At 73.0% G+C, this 17322-nt stretch carries 17 protein-coding genes; 8 read left to right on the forward strand and 9 right to left on the reverse strand.

Annotation, left to right across the window (positions count from 1 at the left end):
- Nucleotides 1–5: 5 nt before the first annotated feature.
- The 3 genes from dapE (at nucleotide 6) to EV187_RS07330 (ending at nucleotide 2663) form a co-directional block, all read left to right on the forward strand.
- Entirely contained in the window at nucleotides 6–1106 is a 1101-nt protein-coding gene (gene dapE, locus EV187_RS07320) for a succinyl-diaminopimelate desuccinylase (RefSeq protein ID WP_130352435.1), read from the forward strand.
- Nucleotides 1107–1117: 11 nt separating this feature from the next.
- Nucleotides 1118–2347, forward strand: coding sequence for a hypothetical protein (locus EV187_RS07325; RefSeq protein WP_242609486.1), 1230 nt, complete (start codon nucleotides 1118–1120; stop codon nucleotides 2345–2347).
- 142 nt (nucleotides 2348–2489) lie between these two features.
- A complete protein-coding gene (locus EV187_RS07330; RefSeq protein WP_067875042.1) occupies nucleotides 2490–2663 on the forward strand; it encodes a DUF3117 domain-containing protein in 174 nt (57 codons plus the stop codon).
- Nucleotide 2664: 1 nt separating this feature from the next.
- On the opposite strand, the gene EV187_RS07335 is transcribed toward EV187_RS07330, so the two are convergent.
- The gene (locus EV187_RS07335) at nucleotides 2665–3297 is read right to left on the reverse strand and encodes an O-methyltransferase (RefSeq protein ID WP_130352436.1); all 633 of its coding nucleotides are present in this window, start codon (nucleotides 3295–3297) and stop codon (nucleotides 2665–2667) included.
- 90 nt (nucleotides 3298–3387) lie between these two features.
- Here EV187_RS07335 and EV187_RS07340 point away from each other — a divergent pair, with 90 nt between their 5' ends.
- Nucleotides 3388–3774 (forward strand): twin-arginine translocase TatA/TatE family subunit, encoded by a 387-nt coding sequence (locus EV187_RS07340; RefSeq protein ID WP_130352437.1) that lies wholly within the window; start codon nucleotides 3388–3390, stop codon nucleotides 3772–3774.
- Nucleotides 3775–3865: 91 nt separating this feature from the next.
- Here EV187_RS07340 and EV187_RS07345 read toward each other — a convergent pair whose 3' ends face one another.
- Entirely contained in the window at nucleotides 3866–5416 is a 1551-nt protein-coding gene (locus tag EV187_RS07345; protein ID WP_130352438.1) for a succinic semialdehyde dehydrogenase, read from the reverse strand.
- A 56-nt stretch (nucleotides 5417–5472) separates the two neighbouring features.
- Between EV187_RS07345 and EV187_RS07350 the strand changes: the two genes are divergently transcribed.
- Nucleotides 5473–6843: an MFS transporter gene (locus EV187_RS07350; RefSeq protein WP_130352439.1), complete on the forward strand. Its 1371-nt coding sequence runs from the start codon at nucleotides 5473–5475 to the stop codon at nucleotides 6841–6843.
- The gene (locus EV187_RS07355) at nucleotides 6840–8378 is read left to right on the forward strand and encodes a pyridoxal phosphate-dependent decarboxylase family protein (protein WP_130352440.1); all 1539 of its coding nucleotides are present in this window, start codon (nucleotides 6840–6842) and stop codon (nucleotides 8376–8378) included. The genes EV187_RS07350 and EV187_RS07355 overlap by 4 nt, the downstream gene beginning before the upstream one ends.
- A gap of 7 nt (nucleotides 8379–8385) precedes the next feature.
- Here the strand turns inward: EV187_RS07355 and EV187_RS07360 are convergent, their stop codons facing one another.
- From EV187_RS07360 to EV187_RS07380, 5 genes are read right to left on the reverse strand one after another with little or no spacing between them, the layout of a single operon-like run.
- A complete protein-coding gene (locus EV187_RS07360) occupies nucleotides 8386–8811 on the reverse strand; it encodes a hypothetical protein (protein WP_130352441.1) in 426 nt (141 codons plus the stop codon).
- A 26-nt stretch (nucleotides 8812–8837) separates the two neighbouring features.
- Nucleotides 8838–9719, reverse strand: a complete 882-nt coding sequence (locus EV187_RS07365; protein ID WP_130352442.1) for a hypothetical protein — start codon at nucleotides 9717–9719, stop codon at nucleotides 8838–8840.
- A gap of 13 nt (nucleotides 9720–9732) precedes the next feature.
- The gene (locus tag EV187_RS07370; RefSeq protein WP_130352443.1) at nucleotides 9733–10908 is read right to left on the reverse strand and encodes an Mrp/NBP35 family ATP-binding protein; all 1176 of its coding nucleotides are present in this window, start codon (nucleotides 10906–10908) and stop codon (nucleotides 9733–9735) included.
- Nucleotides 10895–11416 carry a DUF1003 domain-containing protein gene (locus EV187_RS07375; RefSeq protein ID WP_130352444.1) on the reverse strand — a complete coding sequence of 174 codons (522 nt, stop codon included), beginning with the start codon at nucleotides 11414–11416 and terminating at the stop codon, nucleotides 10895–10897. The genes EV187_RS07370 and EV187_RS07375 overlap by 14 nt, the downstream gene beginning before the upstream one ends.
- Nucleotides 11403–12731 carry a magnesium transporter MgtE N-terminal domain-containing protein gene (locus tag EV187_RS07380; RefSeq protein WP_130352445.1) on the reverse strand — a complete coding sequence of 443 codons (1329 nt, stop codon included), beginning with the start codon at nucleotides 12729–12731 and terminating at the stop codon, nucleotides 11403–11405. Before EV187_RS07380 ends, EV187_RS07375 begins: the two co-directional genes overlap by 14 nt.
- 76 nt (nucleotides 12732–12807) lie before the next feature.
- Here EV187_RS07380 and EV187_RS18520 point away from each other — a divergent pair, with 76 nt between their 5' ends.
- Nucleotides 12808–13566: a YflT domain-containing protein gene (locus tag EV187_RS18520; RefSeq protein WP_207221779.1), complete on the forward strand. Its 759-nt coding sequence runs from the start codon at nucleotides 12808–12810 to the stop codon at nucleotides 13564–13566.
- A 47-nt stretch (nucleotides 13567–13613) separates the two neighbouring features.
- Here the strand turns inward: EV187_RS18520 and EV187_RS07390 are convergent, their stop codons facing one another.
- On the reverse strand, nucleotides 13614–15176 hold the full coding sequence (locus EV187_RS07390) for an aminopeptidase P family protein (protein ID WP_130352446.1): 1563 nt from the start codon (nucleotides 15174–15176) through the stop codon (nucleotides 13614–13616).
- Between the two features lie 74 nt (nucleotides 15177–15250).
- Nucleotides 15251–16270 (reverse strand): endonuclease/exonuclease/phosphatase family protein, encoded by a 1020-nt coding sequence (locus tag EV187_RS07395; protein ID WP_130352447.1) that lies wholly within the window; start codon nucleotides 16268–16270, stop codon nucleotides 15251–15253.
- 121 nt (nucleotides 16271–16391) lie between these two features.
- On the opposite strand from EV187_RS07395, the gene EV187_RS07400 reads away from it, so the two are divergent.
- On the forward strand, nucleotides 16392–17261 hold the full coding sequence (locus EV187_RS07400; protein WP_130352448.1) for a PHP domain-containing protein: 870 nt from the start codon (nucleotides 16392–16394) through the stop codon (nucleotides 17259–17261).
- Nucleotides 17262–17322: the final 61 nt, after the last annotated feature.

Genomic DNA, 17322 nt, shown 5'->3' on the forward strand with positions numbered 1-17322 from the left:
GTGGCATGCCGAATCCCGCCTCGCCCCGGCCCCTCCTCGACCTCACCGCCGATTCGGTCGCGATCACGCAGGCGATCTGCGACGTGCCGAGCGTCTCGGGCGATGAGACCACGCTCGCCGACCTCGTCGTCGAGGCACTCGCGGATGCCGCGCACCTCGAGGTGATCCGCGACGGCGACACCGTGGTCGCGCGCACGAACCTCGGCCGCGAACGACGCGTGGTGATCGCCGGGCACCTGGACACCGTGCCGATCAACGACAACCTGCCGACGCGGTTCGAGACCATCGACGGCGAGCGCTACCTGCGGGGACGGGGGACCGTCGACATGAAGGGCGGCGTGGCGGTGCAGCTGAAGCTCGCGCTGGAGCTCTCCGAGCCCATCGTCGACCTCACGTGGATGTGGTACGACCACGAGGAGGTCTCAGCCGAGCTGAACGGCCTCGGGCGGCTCGCGCGGCACCGCCCCGACCTCTTCACGGGCGACTTCGCGATCCTCGGCGAGCCGTCGAACGGGCAGGTCGAGGGCGGATGCAACGGCAACCTGCGATTCGAGCTCCGCGCCTACGGGCTGCGCGCGCACTCCGCCCGCAGCTGGGTCGGCGACAACGCGATCCACCGCCTGGCGCCCGCGATCGATCGACTGGCGGCCTACGAGGCGGAGACGATCGAGGTCGACGGACTCGCCTACCGCGAGGGCCTCAACGCGGTCGGCGTCACCGGAGGGGTCGCCGGCAACGTCATCCCCGACGAGGCGATGCTGCACGTCAACTACCGCTTCGCGCCCAACCGCACCGTCGCCGAGGCGATCGAGTTCGCGCGTGCGATGTTCCCCGAGTACGAGCTCACCGTCGTCGACGCGGCCGAGGGCGCACGCCCGGGCCTCGACGCGCCGCTCGCGCAGCAGTTCGTGCGGGCCGTCGGCGCCGAGGCGCGGCCCAAGTACGGCTGGACGGATGTCGCGCGCTTCAGCGCACTCGGCATCCCCGCGGTCAACTTCGGCCCCGGCGACCCGCTGAAGGCCCACGCCGACGACGAGCGCGTCGCGACCGACCAGGTCCTCTCCTGCGAGCGCGCGCTGCGCGCCTGGCTCACCGGCGCGGCCTGAGGGCGGCCGGGATGACCTCCGCGCCGATCGAACGCGAGCGCGACCCGTTCCGCGCGACGCGCTCCTCGCCGAGGGTGCGCTGGCGACTCCTGCCGTGGTGGGGGAAGGTCGCGCTCGTGTACGTCGCCGCGCGCGCCGTGACGACCGGCTTCGTGCTCGCCCTGGCGAGCGTGCAGGGCGCGAACCCGTGGACGGCGGCGCGGCCCGGGTACTTCGAGTACGCCAACATGTGGGACGCGCGGTGGTACCAGATCGTCTGGCTCGCCGGTTACCCCGCCGACCCGCCGCTGACACGCGGCGGCCAGGTGGCCGAGAACGCGTGGGCGTTCCTCCCGGCGTATCCCGCCCTCGTCGGCGTGCTGACCTGGCTGGCCGTGCCGTGGAACGTCGCGTCGGTGGTGGTCGCCGTGGCCGCGGGACTCGGCGCCGCGCTGGTCTTCCACCGGATCATGTCGAGATTCCTCGAGCCCGACCGGGCACTCTTCGCGGTCGTGCTCTTCTGCGTGGCCCCGGTGTCGCCGATCCTGCAGTTCGGCTACGCGGAGTCGCTCGGATTCCTGTGGCTGGCGCTCGCGCTCCTGCTGCTCGTCGAACGCCGGTACGCGTGGCTCTTCCCGGTGATCCTCGCCTGGTCGTTCACGAGGCCGGGGGCGCTCGCCTTCGCGCTGGCCCTGGCCCTGCACTGGGCGTGGCGGTGGTTCCATCGCGGACGCGACCCGTTCCCGGTGCGCGAGCGGGTGCTCGCCGCGTCCGTCGCCGTGTTCTCGGGTCTCGCCGGGCTCTCGTGGGTCGGCATCGCCTGGGTCGGCACCGGCGACCTGCACGCGTACACCGACACCGAGCTCGCATGGCGCTCCGCCTACATCGGCTACCACGAGCTCGTGCCGTTCACGGCCTGGTTCCAATCGGGGGACTGGTGGCTCGGCCAGCCGCTCGGCACGATCGCGGTGGTCGCGATCATCGCGGCCTTCGGGCTCTTCATCGCGTCGCCCGCCGTGGGTCGGCTCGGACCCGACATCCGGATCTGGTCGATCAGCTACGGGCTGTACCTGCTGGCGGTGTTCTTCCCGCAGTCCAGCACCTTCCGCATTCTCGCGCCGCTCTTCCCACTGCTCGGCGCGTTCGCCCTGCCGAGGGCTCGGTGGTACCGGTGGGGCCTCGTCGTGCTCTTCCTCGTGCTCCAGGTCGGATGGCTTCTCATCTGCTGGGGCATCGACGGCCGCGATTGGACTCCACCCTGATGAGCCACGGAATCGAGCGCGGCGGGTGGCCCTTCGCGCATGCTTCCCGCGATGGAAGCGTTGTCCACAGACTCACCGCGATTTCCCAGCGCCGCTCGGCATGGCAGATAATGGGAGTGTCAGCCACGAAAGGGGTAGCTCAATGGCGGCCATGAAGCCACGCACTGGAGACGGGCCTATGGAGGCTGTGAAGGAGGGTCGCCTCATCATCGTGCGGGTTCCGCTCGAAGGCGGTGGTCGCCTCGTCGTCTCGGTGAACGACGCTGAGGCCAAGGAGCTCTACGACGTCCTCGGCGGCGTCGTGAACCCCGCCTGAGTCAGGCGCCCAGCTTCACGATCTGCAACAGGCCGTCTCCCGCAGGGGAGACGGCCGTTGCCACCGCTGAGGAGCCCGCGAGCTCGGTGATGAGCTCGCGGAATGCAGTGGCGGCATCGTCCCGGCGGGCGGGGTCGGCCACGCGTCCCTTCCAGAGCGCGCGGGCGACGAGCACCGAACCACCGGGCTTGGCCAGGCGCAGGCCGTGCTCGACGTACTCGATCACCGACGGGGCATCCGCATCGATGACGACGACGTCGTATGAGCTCTCGTTCATGCGCGGGAGCACCTCGCTCGCGCGACCGGCGATCAGGCGCACCCGCGCGGGGGCGATGCCCGCGTCGGCGAAGTGCTCGCGCGCGTGCTGCTGGTACTCGTTCTCGGTGTCGATCGACGTCAGCATCGCGCCGCGCACCGTCTGCAGCATCCAGAGTCCCGACACGCCCACGCCGGTGCCGACCTCGATGATCGATTCGGCGCGCGCGGCGGCCGCGATCACGGCGAGCTGCGCTCCGACGGCGGGGGACACCGGTTCGATGCCCAGCTCGAGCGACTGCTGGCGCGCCTTCACGACGGCATCGGTCTCGACGACCGACTCGTCGACGTACTTCCAGTTCAGGTCTCGATCGGACACGTGCGCTCCCGGGGACATCTCTCGACCCCCAAGCCTACGGGCCTCGTGCATGCGGCGTTCGCACGCCTCGCCGCCGACTATCCTGTAGGAATGTTCGGTCTGACGTTCGAGAAGCTCCTCATCATCGGGGTGATCGCCGTCTTCCTGCTCGGGCCCGAGCGTCTCCCGCACTACGCCGCCCAGCTGGGTCGGTTGGTGCGCTCAATGCGCGACATGGCGACCGGCGCGAAGGACCGGGTGCGCGAGGAGATGGGCCCCGACTTCGACGTCGACTGGAAGAAGCTCGACCCGCGCCAGTACGACCCGCGCCGCATCATCCGCGAGGCACTCACCGACGTCGACCCGTTCGCCGAACCCGAGAAGCCCGTCGTCGCACGCGCGGCCGTGAACGAGAACTCCGCCTACCTACAGCACAAGCGCAAGCGGGAGGCACTGGGCGCGGGCGAACCGGCCCCGTTCGACTCCGAGGCGACCTGAGGCACCGGGCGGTCGCGTCGGGCGCTGACTCCGCGCATCGCCGCAGGCCCCCGTGGCACGCACACGAGGCGCGCGAGCGAGGACGCCCGGGTCAGCGGCGCCGGATCACCCGCAGCGCGCGTGCGAGCAGCAGGAACGGCCCCACCATGACGCCGAAGTCCCTGCCGGAGCGCGGCAGGGGAATGAGCCCGGTCGCCGTCGACACGGTGACGGGATCCACGAACCGCAGCAGGCCCTCGGGTCCGTTGCGTCGACCGAGGCCGGAGGCCTTCACTCCGCCCATCGGGGCGTCGACCGACCCGAAAGTGCCGCGGTAGCCCTCGTTGACGTTGACGCTGCCGGCCTCGAGCGCGTCGGCGACGCGGCGCCCGCGGCGTCGGGAACGTGTGAGCACCGACGCGTTCAGCCCGTATTCGCTGGCGTTCGCGGCGAGGATGGCCTCCTCCTCGCTGTCGACGAGGTAGAGCGACGCCACCGCCCCGAACGTCTCCTCGGCGTAGGCGCGCATCTGCGGCGTGACGCCGGTGAGCACCGTGGGCTCGAAGAACCAGGGCCCGATCTCGGGTCGGGCGCGGCCGCCCACGAGCACCTCGGCCCCCTTCGCCACGGCATCGTCGAGGTGTCCCTCGACGCGCTCGAGCTGGGCGGCGCTCGCGAGCGACCCGAAGTCGCTGCCGTAGTCGAGCGACGACCCGAGGCTGGCCGACCCCAGCCGCTCGACGAGTGCGCTCGTGAACGGCCCCGCGACCTTCCGCTGCACGTAGATGCGCTCGACCGAGACGCACAGCTGGCCCATCGCCGAGAAGCACGCGTACGCGGCATCCGCTGCGGCCTGCTCGGGGTCGACGTCGTCGAGCACGATCATCGCGTTCTTGCCGCCGAGCTCGAGCGAGGCGCCGACGAGGCGCCGGCCGGCCTTCTCCCCGATCTTGCGCCCGGTGGCGGTCGAGCCGGTGAAGCAGATGTAGTCGACCTGGTCGGTGAGCGCCTCGCCGACCTCCGAGGCCGGGCCGGCGACGACGGCCCACACCGCCTCGGGCACGCCCGCGTCGATGAACGCGCGGCGCAGCGCGAGGATCGTGAGCGCGCCCTGGTCGTCGGCCTTCTGCACGACCGCGCAGCCGGCCGCGAGGGCGGGCACCACGTCCATCGCCGCGAGGCTCAGCGCGTAGTTCCACGGCGTGATCACGCCGACGACGCCCTTCGCGCGGTAGCGCACGCGGGTCGTCGACGCCAGCGGCACGCCGGCCCGTCGGCGGCGGCCGCGCAGCACCCGCTTCGCCGACAGGGCGTTGTACCGCGTCACGGATGCGGCCTGGTAGAGCTCCTCGAGCGCCTGGCCGCGGGTCTTGCCGCTCTCGAGCTGCACCAGGTCGAGCAGCAGCTCGCCCCGGTCCATCAGCAGGTCGTGCGCCCGCAGGAGCACGCGACGGCGCTCGGCGAACCCGGCGCGCGCCCACGCGAGCTGCGCGAGCCTGGCCCGCGCGACCGCATCGCGCACGTCGTCGGCGCTCGAGCGGGGGAGCTCGTGGAGCGTCTCGCCGGTCGAGGGAGTGGGTACTCCGACCGTCTCGGACCCTGACGCGACGACGTCGTCCGTGAGGCGCGAGAACAGTTCGGGACCGGCCGTGGGGGCGTGCATGTCGCACAGTCTAGGTCAATTGACCCACTTCGCCGCCGGGTGAGTACACTGCCTCCATGACCGCACCGGAGCGATCCCTGTCCCGCGGCGTCGTGACCCGGTATGCGATCGGCTCGATCGGCACCGGCGGCTTCGCGACGCTGCCCGGCCTGGTGCTCGTGTTCTACCTCACCGACACGCTCGGCGTGACCGCCCTGGTGGCGGGCCTGGTCGTGACCGCCGCCAAGGTGTGGGACGTGCTCATCGACCCGTGGATCGGCGAGCGCAGCGACCGCATGCTCGCCGCGACCGGCACGCGTCGTACGTGGATGCGGGTCGGCGCGCTCGCGCTGCCGGTGGCCTTCATCGTGACGTTCGCGGTGCCCACGGGCCTCGCGCCCGCGGCATCCGGCACCTGGGTGTTCATCGCGTTCCTGGCCACGGCCACGGCGTTCAGCCTCTTCCAGGTGCCGTACATCGCCCTGCCCGCCGAGCTCACCGACGACTACGATGCACGCACGCGGCTCCTGACGTGGCGCGTGGTGGTGCTCAGCGTGTCGATCCTGCTGTTCGGTGCGGGCGGACCGCTGCTGCGACGGGCGGGCGGCGACGACGAGGCGCTCGGCTACCTCGTCATGGCGGTCGTGGCGGGACTCGTCATCGGTGCCGGGATGTTCGTGGCGACGTCCACCGCGCCGCGCGGGATCGCCGCGGGCGAGCGTGCACGGCGGAGCATCCGCGCCGGCTACGCCGAGGGCATCGCCGCACTGCGTCGCAGCCGCCCGTTCCGCGACCTGCTGTCCGCCTTCGTGCTGCAGGGCCTCGCCACGGGGGTCATGCTCGCCGGCGCCAACTACGTGGCCGTCTGGGTGCTCCATTCCGAGGACGCCCTGACCTTCCTCTTCCTCGCCCTCATCGCCCCGGCGGTGCTGTGCGCCCCGCTCTGGGGCCGGCTCGCCGCCCGCATCGGCAAGGAGCGCGGATACGTGCTCGCGAGCGCCCTGTTCGCGGTCGCCGCGGCGAGCCTCGTGGGGATGCTCTGGGCACCGGGGCCGTGGGTCTACGGGCCGGTGGCCGTCGCCGGCGCCGCCTACGCCGGCATGCAGTCGCTGCCCATGGCGATGCTGCCCGACGTGATCTCGCACGATGCACGACGGCACGGCGAGGGCCGCGCCGGCAGCTTCGGCGGCGTGTGGACGGCGGGGGAGACCGCGGGCATGGCCCTCGGCGCGACGCTGCTCACCGTGGTGCTCGCCCTGACCGGGTACGCAGAGTCCACCGGGTCGGCCGTCGTCACCCAGCCCGGCGCTGCCGTCGTGGGCATCATCGTCGCCTTCAGCCTGCTGCCGGCGGCGCTCGTCGTGCTCAGCCTCGTGCCGCTCGGGATGTACCCGCTGCGACGCCGTGACATCGAGGCGGATGCCGCGGCCGAAGCGGTCGCGCGGTGACCGCGTTCCGCCGGGATCCGGCCGACATCCTCGCCGAGCTGGGCCGGCTGCGAGCGGGCGACGCACCGACGCACGGCGGACGGGTGCTCTCGTACGTCTACGATTCCGGCGAGGCCGAGCTCGACGAGCTCGCCGCGGCGGCGGCTCGGCTCGTGCAGCCGGTGAACGGGCTCGACCCGACCACGTTCACGTCGGTGGCCGCGATGGAATCGGGGCTCGTCGGCTTCGCGCGCCGGGTGTTCCACGGCGAGCGCGACGAGGGCGGGGTCGTCGTGGGCACGATCACGTCGGGCGGCACGGAGAGCTGCCTGCTCGCCGTCAAGACCGCGCGCGACGTCTGGCGAGCGGCCCGCGCCGGGACGCCGCGCGTGCCGCGCCTCGTCGCGCCGGTCACCGTGCACGCCGCGTTCCACAAGGCGGCGGAGTACTTCGGACTCGTGCTCGACCTCGTGCCGGTCGATCCGGCCACCGGGGCCGCGACGCCGTCGGCGATCGAGCAGCGGCTGGGCGACGACGTCGCGCTCGTGGTGGTGAGCGCGCCCTCGTACCCGTTCGCGACGCTCGACCCGGTCGCCGACGTCGCGGCCGTCTGCGCGCCGCGTGGGATCGCCCTGCACGTCGACGCATGCATCGGCGGATTCGCGCTCGCCTTCTGGCCGGACGAGCTGCCCGCGTGGGACCTCGCCGTCCCCGGCGTGACCAGCCTCTCGGCCGACCTGCACAAGTACGGCTACGCGCCGAAGGGCGTCTCCGTGCTGCTGACCCGCGGTCGGGATCGCCAGCGCCACCAGTACTTCGCCACGACCGCGTGGCCCGGGTACCCCGTCGTCAACCCGACGATGACGGGCTCCAAGCCGGCGGGGCCGCTCGCGGCCGCGTGGGCGATCGTCGAGGCGCTGGGCGAGCCGGGCTTCGCGGAGCTCACCGGCCGGGCTGCTCGCGCGACCGGCGTGCTCCGCAGCACGCTCGACGGGATCGAGGGGCTCCGGGTCGTCGGCGACCCGACCGGTCCGCTGCTCGCGGTCGCCGCCGACGAGGGCCTCGCGCCCGAGCATCGCGTCGATCCGCACCACTGGGCGGATGCCGCGCGCGAAGCGGGCTGGCAGCTGCAGCTGCAGCCCGGCCTCACCCAGGCCGACGGCACGCGCCTGCCGCATACGACCCACCTCACGGTGACCCCGGTGACCGAGACGGTGGCGGCCGAGCTCTCGGTGTCGCTCGTCTCCGCGGCCGATGCGGTGCGCGGGACTCCGCCGGTGGACGGCGACGCGCTGGTGGCGGGGCTCGCGACGCAGGTGCCCGGGGGCGCCCAGGGCCTCGTGGCCGCGGCATCCGCCGGGCTCGACTCGGAGGCCGCGGCCGGACTGCTCGCGGCGTTCGGGCTGCTCGGCGGGCAGGGCGCCGAGCGCGCCCTGCCCGACCGGCTGGCGCCCGTGCTCGCGCTCGTCGAGGCGCTGCCGGGGCCGCTCACCGAGCGATTGCTGGTGGAACTCCTCGCGAGGGTGGTCGAGCCGCCCGCCGCGGCATCCGACTGACGGTCGCTCAGGCCGGGCCGAACCGGATGCTCGCCACGGCCAGCTCGCCGTCCTCGTCGGCCCGGACGATGCAGCGGACGGTGCGGCGCTCCGATTCCCCACCCTCGCTGTAGGCCACGGAACCCTGGGTTCGGTACTCGGTGTCGTCGACCTGCTCAACCTCGGAGAACAGGGGCATGTCGGTCACCTCGCGGTCCCGTGCCTCGAGCTCGGCCCGTACGCCCGACAGGCAGATCGAGCGGGCGACGTCGGCGGGTTCGGGCAGCGGCCACAGTGCGATCACCAGGGCCGCGACGATGCCGGCCAGCACGAGTGCGGGAACCGCGATGCGCACCCACAGCGGCACGCGGCTGAACCAGCCTCCCTGCTGCGGCGTGGTGGGCGACGGCGTGCGGTCGTCGGGAGGCGTGCGATCGTCGGGAACGGACCCCATGCCTCGGATGATACTGGATGGATGGCCTACCCGGCGGGAAGCGCGAGCCCGCAGCGCTCGCCGTAGTACTGGTACAGCTCCGCCTTCAGCGTGGCGCCCGACGAGCGATCCAGGCGACCGGCGCGTCCGTCGGACGTGCGGATCTCGAACGGGAGGATCGTGCCGCGCTTGTCGTCGGCGATCGCATGGGCGTCGCATCGTGCGGGCCGCACGTCGAGCGAGATCGTCTGCGGCGCGTCGCCGGCGGAGATCTCGACCCCGACCGGCCAGTCGACCCCGCCCTCGGCGTTCAGGAGCGTCGTGCCGTACACCCGGTCGATCACGAACGAGCCCGAGCCGGATGCCGCCGGCGTCACCAGGACGTCGATGACGGCCCGCCGGTCGACCCCCGACCCGATGGCCCGGAGGTGCTCCGGCACTGCGATCGTCGCCACGGTGTCCACCGATTCCGCGAGGCAGTCGGCGTCGGCGACGCGAGCCAGGGTGTCGAACGGATCGTCGGGGGTGAGCTCGCCCGCGGCGGGGCCGTCGGGGGTCGTCGCGTCGACGTGGAGCACGGCCGCGCCGGCCTCCGCGCCGCACTCGGCCGGCGGCAGCGGGAGCCGGATCGCGAGGGCGTCGCCGGGCGGCAGCTCGAACGCCTCCTCGCGCACGAGCGCGGTCGCGAGCGTCGGCGCCTCGAGCTCGAATCCGTCGATCGTGACCGCCTCTCCGCCGGTGTTCTCCACGCGCACCACGAGCCGGCGCGCCTCCACGTCGAGCCGGCCCTGCTGGAGGCGCACCTCGAGTCCGTCGGGCAGCGCGGCCGGCTTGAGCTCCGCGGGCGCCGCGCACGCGACGAGCAGCAGGGGCACGGTCGCGAGGGCGGCGACGAGCGCGAGCGGACGGACGCGGCGGGCGCGCGGCATCCGGCTCATCGGGTCACCGCACCGAGAGGTCGAGCCGGCGGCCGCCGAGCGAGCGGGGGAGGGCGGCCAGGTGCGCGGCGACCTCCTCGATCGCGCGCGCGGCCGGATCGTCGGGCGCCGAGACGACGACCGGCGTGCCGGCGTCACCGCCCTGGCGCAGCGCGATGCTGAGCGGCACGCTCGCGAGGAGCGGAACGGGCGCCGGATGGCCCTCCGAGAGGCGCTCGGCGACGACTGCGCCGCCGCCGGCGCCGAACAGCTCGACCATGCCGTCGGGTCCCGCGAACCCGGACATGTTCTCGACCACGCCGACGATGCGCTGGCCCGTCTGGCGCGCGACGACGCCCGACCGCTCGGCCACGTCGGCAGCGGCGGGCTGCGGGGTCGTGACGACGACCACCTCGGCGTTGGGCAGCAGCTGGCCGAGCGAGATCGCGACGTCGCCCGTTCCGGGCGGCAGGTCGACGAGCAGCATGTCGAGGTCGCCGAAGTACACGTCGGTGAGGAACTGGTTCAGCGTGCGATGCAGCATCGGGCCGCGCCACGCGACGGCGACGGATGACGCGCGCCCGCCGGGCTCGGCCGGCTCGACGAACATCCCGATCGAGATCACCTTCACGCCGTGCGCGACGGGCGGCAGGATCATCTCGTCGACCCTCGTCGGCCGGGGGGCGTTCCCGTGCTCGTCGACGAGGCCGAGCAGGCCGGGGATCGAGAACCCGTGCACGTCGGCGTCGACGAGTCCGACCGAGAGGCCGCGTGCGGCGAGCGCCACGGCGAGATTGGCGGTGATCGTGGACTTGCCGACGCCGCCCTTGCCGCTCGTGATCGCGATGACGCGGGTGAGGCTGCCGGGACCGAACGGATTGCCGCGTGCGGCACGCCCGCCGCGCAGGCGTTCCGTCAGGGCGGCGCGCTGCTCGGGGGTCATCACCGAGAGGGTGACGTCGGCATTGCCCGGCCCCGCGACGGTCTCGGCCGCCTGCCGGACGTCGCGCTCGATGCGGTCGGAGGCGGGGCATCCGACGATCGTCAGCCGGATGACGACGTGCACGCGCCCGCCGGCGGCCGCCGACACCGACTCGACCATGTCCAGCTCGGTGATGGGCTTGCGGATCTCCGGGTCGATCACGCCCGCCAGCGCGACGAGCACCCCCTGCTCGAGTGCCGCGGCGTCAGCGGGCGGCATGCTCCGGCTCCTCCTCCGCGGGCCGGTCGAGCTCCTCGATCATCGCGCGGAGCTCGGCGCGGATGAAGTCCTTCGAGGCGAGCTCCTTCACGGCGAGCCGCAGGGCCACGACCTCCCGGGCGAGGTACTCGGTGTCCGCGAGGTTGCGCTCGGCGCGCTGCCGGTCCTGCTCGATCTGCACCCGGTCGCGGTCGTCCTGCCGGTTCTGGGCGAGCAGGATGAGGGGCGCGGCGTACGAGGCCTGCAGCGAGAGCACGAGCGTCAGCGCCGTGAACCCGATCGCGATGGAGTCGAATCGCAGGTTCTCGGGCGCGAACGTGTTCCACGCCATCCAGGTGATCGCGAACACCGTGAGCCCGAGCAGGAAGCCCGGGGTGCCCATGCCCCGCGCGACCCACTCCGTGAACCGGCCGAAGCGGTCGTTGTCGCCCGATCCGCGGAAGGGCGCAGATCGGCGCATGCCTTTCGGGGTGTCGAACCGGCGGTCCTCGACGTCAACGCGTGCCATCTCCTGCCCTCCTTCCGTGCGGGATCGGGATGCTTCCGGTGGTGAGCTGGGCCCGTGCCGCGGCGCGGCGGCCCACTTCGGTCTCATCGGGATGACTTCGCCAGTCATCGGGCAGGAGGTAGTCGAGCACGTCGTCAATCGTCACCACCCCGACGAGTCGATGCTTCTCGTCGACCACCGGCACCGAGACGAGGTCGTAGCTCGCGAGGATGCGGCTCACCTCGGCGGCGGAGGTGTCGGCGGTCACGGGCTCGAGCCCCTGGTCGATGAGCGTTCCCAGGCGCTCGTGCGGCGGGTAGCGGAGCATCCGCTGGAAGTGCACCATGCCGAGGAAACGGCCGGTGGGCGGTTCGTACGGCGGCAGGGTGACGCACACCGCGGCACCGAGGGCTGGCGGCAGGTCGTGGCGGCGGATGAGGGCGAGCCCCTCGGCGACCGTCGCGTCGGCCGAGACGATGATCGGCTCGGTCGTCATGAGGCCGCCGGCCGTGTCGGGGCCGTAGGAGAGCAGGAACCGCACGTCGTCGGCCTCTTCGGGCTCCATGAGCTCGAGGAGGTGCTCGCCGCGTTCCTCGGGCAGCTGCGCGATGAGGTCGGCGGCGTCGTCGGGCTGCATGTGGTCGAGCACGTCGGCGGCGCGGTCGTCGCCGAGCCGCGCCAAGATGTCCACCTGGTCGGACTCGGGCATCTCCTCGAGCACGTCGGCGAGGCGGTCGTCGGAGAGCTCCTCCGCGACCTCGTGCCGCCGTTGGGCGGGGAGGTCGAGCAGGGTGTTGGCGAGGTCGGCCGGCTTCAGCTCGGAGTAGGTGGCGATGAGCTGCTCGGCGGACTGCGCCTCGCCGCTGGCGTTCAGCTCGCGCACCTCACGCCACGTGACGTAGGCGGACTGTCCCTTCGAGAAGGGCGACGCGCCCTTCGGGCGTCGCACGAAGAGCTGGTCGACCTCCCACTCGCCCGGTTCCTTCTCCTCGATCGCGACGTCCTCGATCGTGGCCTCGCCCGACCCGTCGTTGAAGGCGACCTTCCGGCCGAGCATCTCGGCGATCACGCGCACCTCGCCCCCGCGCTGCTCGAAGCGCCGGAGGTTGATGAGGCCGGTCGTGATGATCTGGCCCCCGCCGATGGACGTGACGCGCCCGATCGAGACGAACACGCGGCGCTTGCCGGGGATCTCGACGATGAGGCCGATCACGCGCGGAGGGTCGCTCTTGCGGTACACGACGAGGACGTCGCGCACCTTGCCCACCCGATCACCGGCGGGGTCGAAGACGGCGCACCCGGCGAGTCGGGCGACGAAGACTCTCGTGGCGCTCACGCTACCAACTTAGCCCCCGGAGCCGGGAACCCGGCCCTCTCGGCGACCGCTCGGACGCGCGTGGGAGAATGGCCGCGTGAGCAACCCATCCCCGTTCGGCGGCCGCACGGCCCGCGCGTTCCCGAGCCTCCCGAAGGGCGAGACCGTCGCGAGCTTCGAGACCTATCCCGAGGCGCAGGCGGCGGTCGACAAGCTCGCGAAGGCGGCCTTCCCGGTGAAGGAGCTGGCGATCGTCGGCACCGACCTCACGAGCGTCGAGCGCATCACGGGCACGCTCAGCTGGGGCCGCGCGGCGGGGGCCGGCGCGCTCTCCGGCGCCTGGTTCGGCACGTTCCTCGGGCTGCTGTTCTTCATCTTCGCGCCCACGGGCGCCTCGTTCGGCATCCTGATCTCGGCCGTGCTCATCGGTGCCGGATTCGGCATGATCTTCAGCGTCGTCTCGTACTCGGTCAACCGGCGCCGGCGCGACTTCACCTCGGTCAACCAGGTGCTCGCGACGCGGTACGCGATCATCGCCGAGTCGGCCCACGTCGACCGGGCGCGTTCGGTGCTCGGCGTCGATTCGCCGTCTCCAACGGCGTGGCGGCCCCCCGCCACCGCGCCGACCGCCGATCCATCGTCGCGTCCGATGAGCTACGGCGAGGCGACGGATGCCGCGCGCAAGGCGGCTGCGGCCGAAGCCGCCGGTGCGGCCGGCACTGCGGCACGCGAGCGGCCCCGCTACGGCGAGTACGCGCCCGCGGAGGAGACGAAGGCCGCGCAGCCGGTCGACACCGCGACATCCGGGCGTCCCTCGTCCGACGGCGACGCCGCGACGCCGCCGTCGGAGCGCTGAGGCTCGGGCACCCCCACGCCTGATCGCCCCGCGGCGACCGGCGCCGCCTAGGCGCTCGCGGCGCCCCGCACCCACGCCTCGACCTCGTCGGCCGTGCGCGGGATGCCCGCGGAGAGGTTCTCGGCGCCATCGGCCGTGACCAGGATGTCGTCCTCGATGCGCACGCCGATGCCGCGGAACTCGGCGGGCACGGTGAGGTCGTCGGGCTGGAAGTACAGGCCCGGCTCGATCGTGAACACCATGCCCGGTTCGAGCACGCCGTCCATGTACATCGACTTCCTGGCCTGCGCGCAGTCGTGCACATCGAGGCCGAGGTGGTGGCTCGTGCCGTGCACCATGTAGCGGCGATGGAACTGGTTCTCGGGCTGCAGCGACTCCTCGGCCGACACGGGGAGGAAGCCCCATTCGGCCGTCCGGCGCGCGATGACCTCCATCGCCGCGGCGTGCACCTCGCGGAAGATCGCGCCCGGCCGCACGACCGCGTACGCGGCATCCGCGGCCTCGAGCACCGCTTCGTAGACGCGGCGCTGCACGTCGGAGAAGGTGCCGTTCACGGGGAAGGTGCGGGTGATGTCGGCGGTGTAGTAGCTGTCGCGCTCGACGCCCGCGTCGAGCAGCACGAGGTCGCCGGGCACGACGGGGCCGTCGTTGCGCGTCCAGTGCAGGATCGTGGCGTGCGGGCCCGCCGCGGCGATGGAGTCGTAGCCGACGTCGTTGCCGTCGAGCCTGGCCCGGGTCGCGAAGACGCCCTCGATGACCCGCTCGCCGCGCACCTCGGCGGTGATGCGCGGGAGTTCTCCGAGCACCTCGGTGAAGCCTCGCCGCGTCGCGTCGATCGCCGCGCGCATCTCGCCGATTTCGTACTCGTCCTTCACGAGGCGCAGCTCCGAGAGCACGCGGGCGAGCTCGGCGTCGGGCTCGTGCTCGCCGCCCACCTCGAGCGAGAACGGGGCGTCGGAGGCGTTCGTCGACAGGGCCTCCTCGGCGGCGAAGCGGATGCGGGCGTGGTCGACCTGCTCGGTGATGGCGGCGTCGGCCTCGCGCACCACGAGGGTGGCCGTGTCGACGGAACGCACCACGTGCTCGAAGTCCGCCAGGCCGCGCGTCTCGATCGCCAGGTCTGCGGCGACGTGCGCGAGCGACGGGCGGGCGCCGATCCAGAACTCGCCGATGGCCGGGTTCGCGTAGAACTCCTCCGAGTCGCGGCCGGCGCGCTCGCGGAAGTAGACCGTGGCGGTGTGCCCCTCGGCGGTGGGCTCGAACACGAGCACGGCGCCGGGCTCCGAGTCGGATCCCCAGCCGGTGAGGTGCGCGAACGCCGAGTGGGCTCGGAACGGGTAGTCGGTGTCGTTCGCCCGCTGCTTCATGTCGCCGGCTGGCACGATGAGCCGCACGCCGGGGAACGCCGCCGACACCGTGGCACGTCGTGCCGCCGCGAACGCGGCCTGCTCGCGGGCGGACGGCAGCGTCTCGTCGCGTTCGGCCCAGCCGCTGCCGATGAACGCCTTGAAGCCCTCGGAGCCGGGCGTGGTCGAGCGATTCGCATTTCGGCCGGATTCCTCGGAGGCGAGGGGCGCGGTCGTGGTGCTGGTGTCGCTCGTGTTGGCCATGTCGTCCATTCTCGCATTGCCGGCCGAGCGGATGCCGCGCGCCCGTGATCGCCGTCGGTGACCGGTGCGCGCGCTCAGCCGGCGGGGGAGAGCGTCGCGACCACCGGCCGGTGGTCGCTGCCGGCGTCGTCGACCTCGCCCACGACCCGGAAGGCGTCGACTCGCCAGTTCGGGGTCGCGAGCACGTGGTCGATCGGGCTGCCGACGAGTTCGGGCAGGTCGGTGGGCCAGGTGCCCAGTCCGCCCGCGCCGCCTGCGACCGCGGCGTCCCGGCAGCGGCCGAGGTCGCCGCCGTCGACCCCGCGACCGGCGAAGTGGTCGACGGTCGCGTTGAAGTCGCCCGCCATGATCACGTCCTCGCCGGTGCACTGCCCGGCCAGCCAGTCGAGGTCGCTGCGCCAGTTGCGCAGTTCCCACCGGATCGGCGCCACCGCGTGGACGGCCACGATGCGGGGGCCCTCGCCGTCGACCGGCTCGGCGACGATCGACGGCAGCGTGTTCGTGTTGCCCGGCGGGCCGGGCACGAGTTCGGAGACGACCTCGTAGTCGCCGAGCTCGGGCGAGATGAGGATCGTCGTCGAGCGGGCCTTCGCGACCTCGTCGAACGCGACGGTGTGCACCCACATCGGGCTGCCGCCCTCGCGCATCGCGATCGCGACCTCCTCGCCGAGCGGGGCGGTGGTCTCGGGCAGCACCACGACGTCGGCGCCCTCGTCGAGCGCGAGGCCGGCGACCGTCGACGCGTCGGGCACCTCGCCGAGCGTATTCCAGCCCAGCACGGTGACGGATGCCGCGTCCCCGGCCGCCGTCGAGCCGCCGGTGCCGCGCGCGGCGACGATCGCGACGTTGCCGGCCGCGAACAGGGCGAGCACGACCGCCATCCCGATGCCGAAGGTGCGCGTGGGCCTGGGGATGGCGAAGAGCATGAACGCGAGGGCGGCGACGAAGGCGCCCACCGCCGCCGCGCCACGGAGCGCGACGACGTGGGCGGCCACCCATTGGTTCTGCAGCCCGACGCCCTGCGGCCACAGCAGCACGGCGGCGAGGAGGGCGGTGCCGAGCACGAGGGCCCAGCAGACGATGCGGGGGAGCATTCCACCCACCCTAGGCGAGGGGCGCGGTCGCGATCCGGGACGCGGCCGTCGAACCGCTGGGAGTCGCCGGTGAGGATGCCACGACGGATGCCGCGACGGATGCCGCGACTAGCATGAGGGGATGTCCGAAGCCCCCGCCGTCGTCGGCGAAGCCGACCTGCATGCGCACTCGACGGTCTCGGACGGCACGGAGGCGCCCGCGGTGCTCATGGCCCAGGCCGCCGCGGCCGGACTGTGGGGCGTCGCCCTCACCGATCACGACTCCACGAGCGGCTGGGCCGAGGCCGCGGCGGCCGTGCCCGAGACGGGCGTCGTGCTCATTCCGGGCATGGAGCTCTCCACGCGCGAGGGGTTCATGAGCGTGCACATGCTCGGCTACCTGGTCGATCCGCTCGACGAGGCCCTGCTGGCCGAGACCACGCGCATCCGCGAATCGCGGGTGACGCGGGCCGAGGAGATCGTGCGACGTATCGGGCGCGACTACGACCTCAGCTGGGACGACGTGCTCGCCCAGACCACGGAGGGCACCACGATCGGACGCCCGCACATCGCCGACGCGCTCGTCGCGCGCGGGTTCGTGACGACGCGGTCCGCCGCGTTCGCCGGCATCCTGCATCCCCGCTCGGGGTACGCGCAGCCGCACTACGCGCCCGACCCGCTCACCGGCGTCCGGCTCATCCGCGCGGCCGGCGGGGTGCCGGTCCTGGCCCACCCGGGCACCAGGGGCGCGGAACGCGTGATCCCGCCCGAGCGCCTCGCGCGCCTCACCGACGCCGGGTTGTTCGGCCTCGAGGTCGACCACCCGGAGAACCGCGACGACGCGAAGCGGCGCCTGCGGGGGCTGGCGCGGCGATTCGGGCTCGCCGTCACCGGCTCCAGCGACTACCACGGCACGGGCAAGCCCAACCGGCTCGGCGAGTGCCGCACGGCATCGGAGGTCGTCGAGCGCATCATCGCCGAGGGCCGCGGCTCGGCGCCCGTCACCCCGTAGGACGGGCCCGACGGGAGCACGGTGCGGCGCGGCATCCGTTGCGGTGACGCTGCAGCGCGGA

The organism is Agromyces ramosus, assembly GCF_004216665.1.
Lineage (GTDB): Bacteria > Actinomycetota > Actinomycetes > Actinomycetales > Microbacteriaceae > Agromyces > Agromyces ramosus.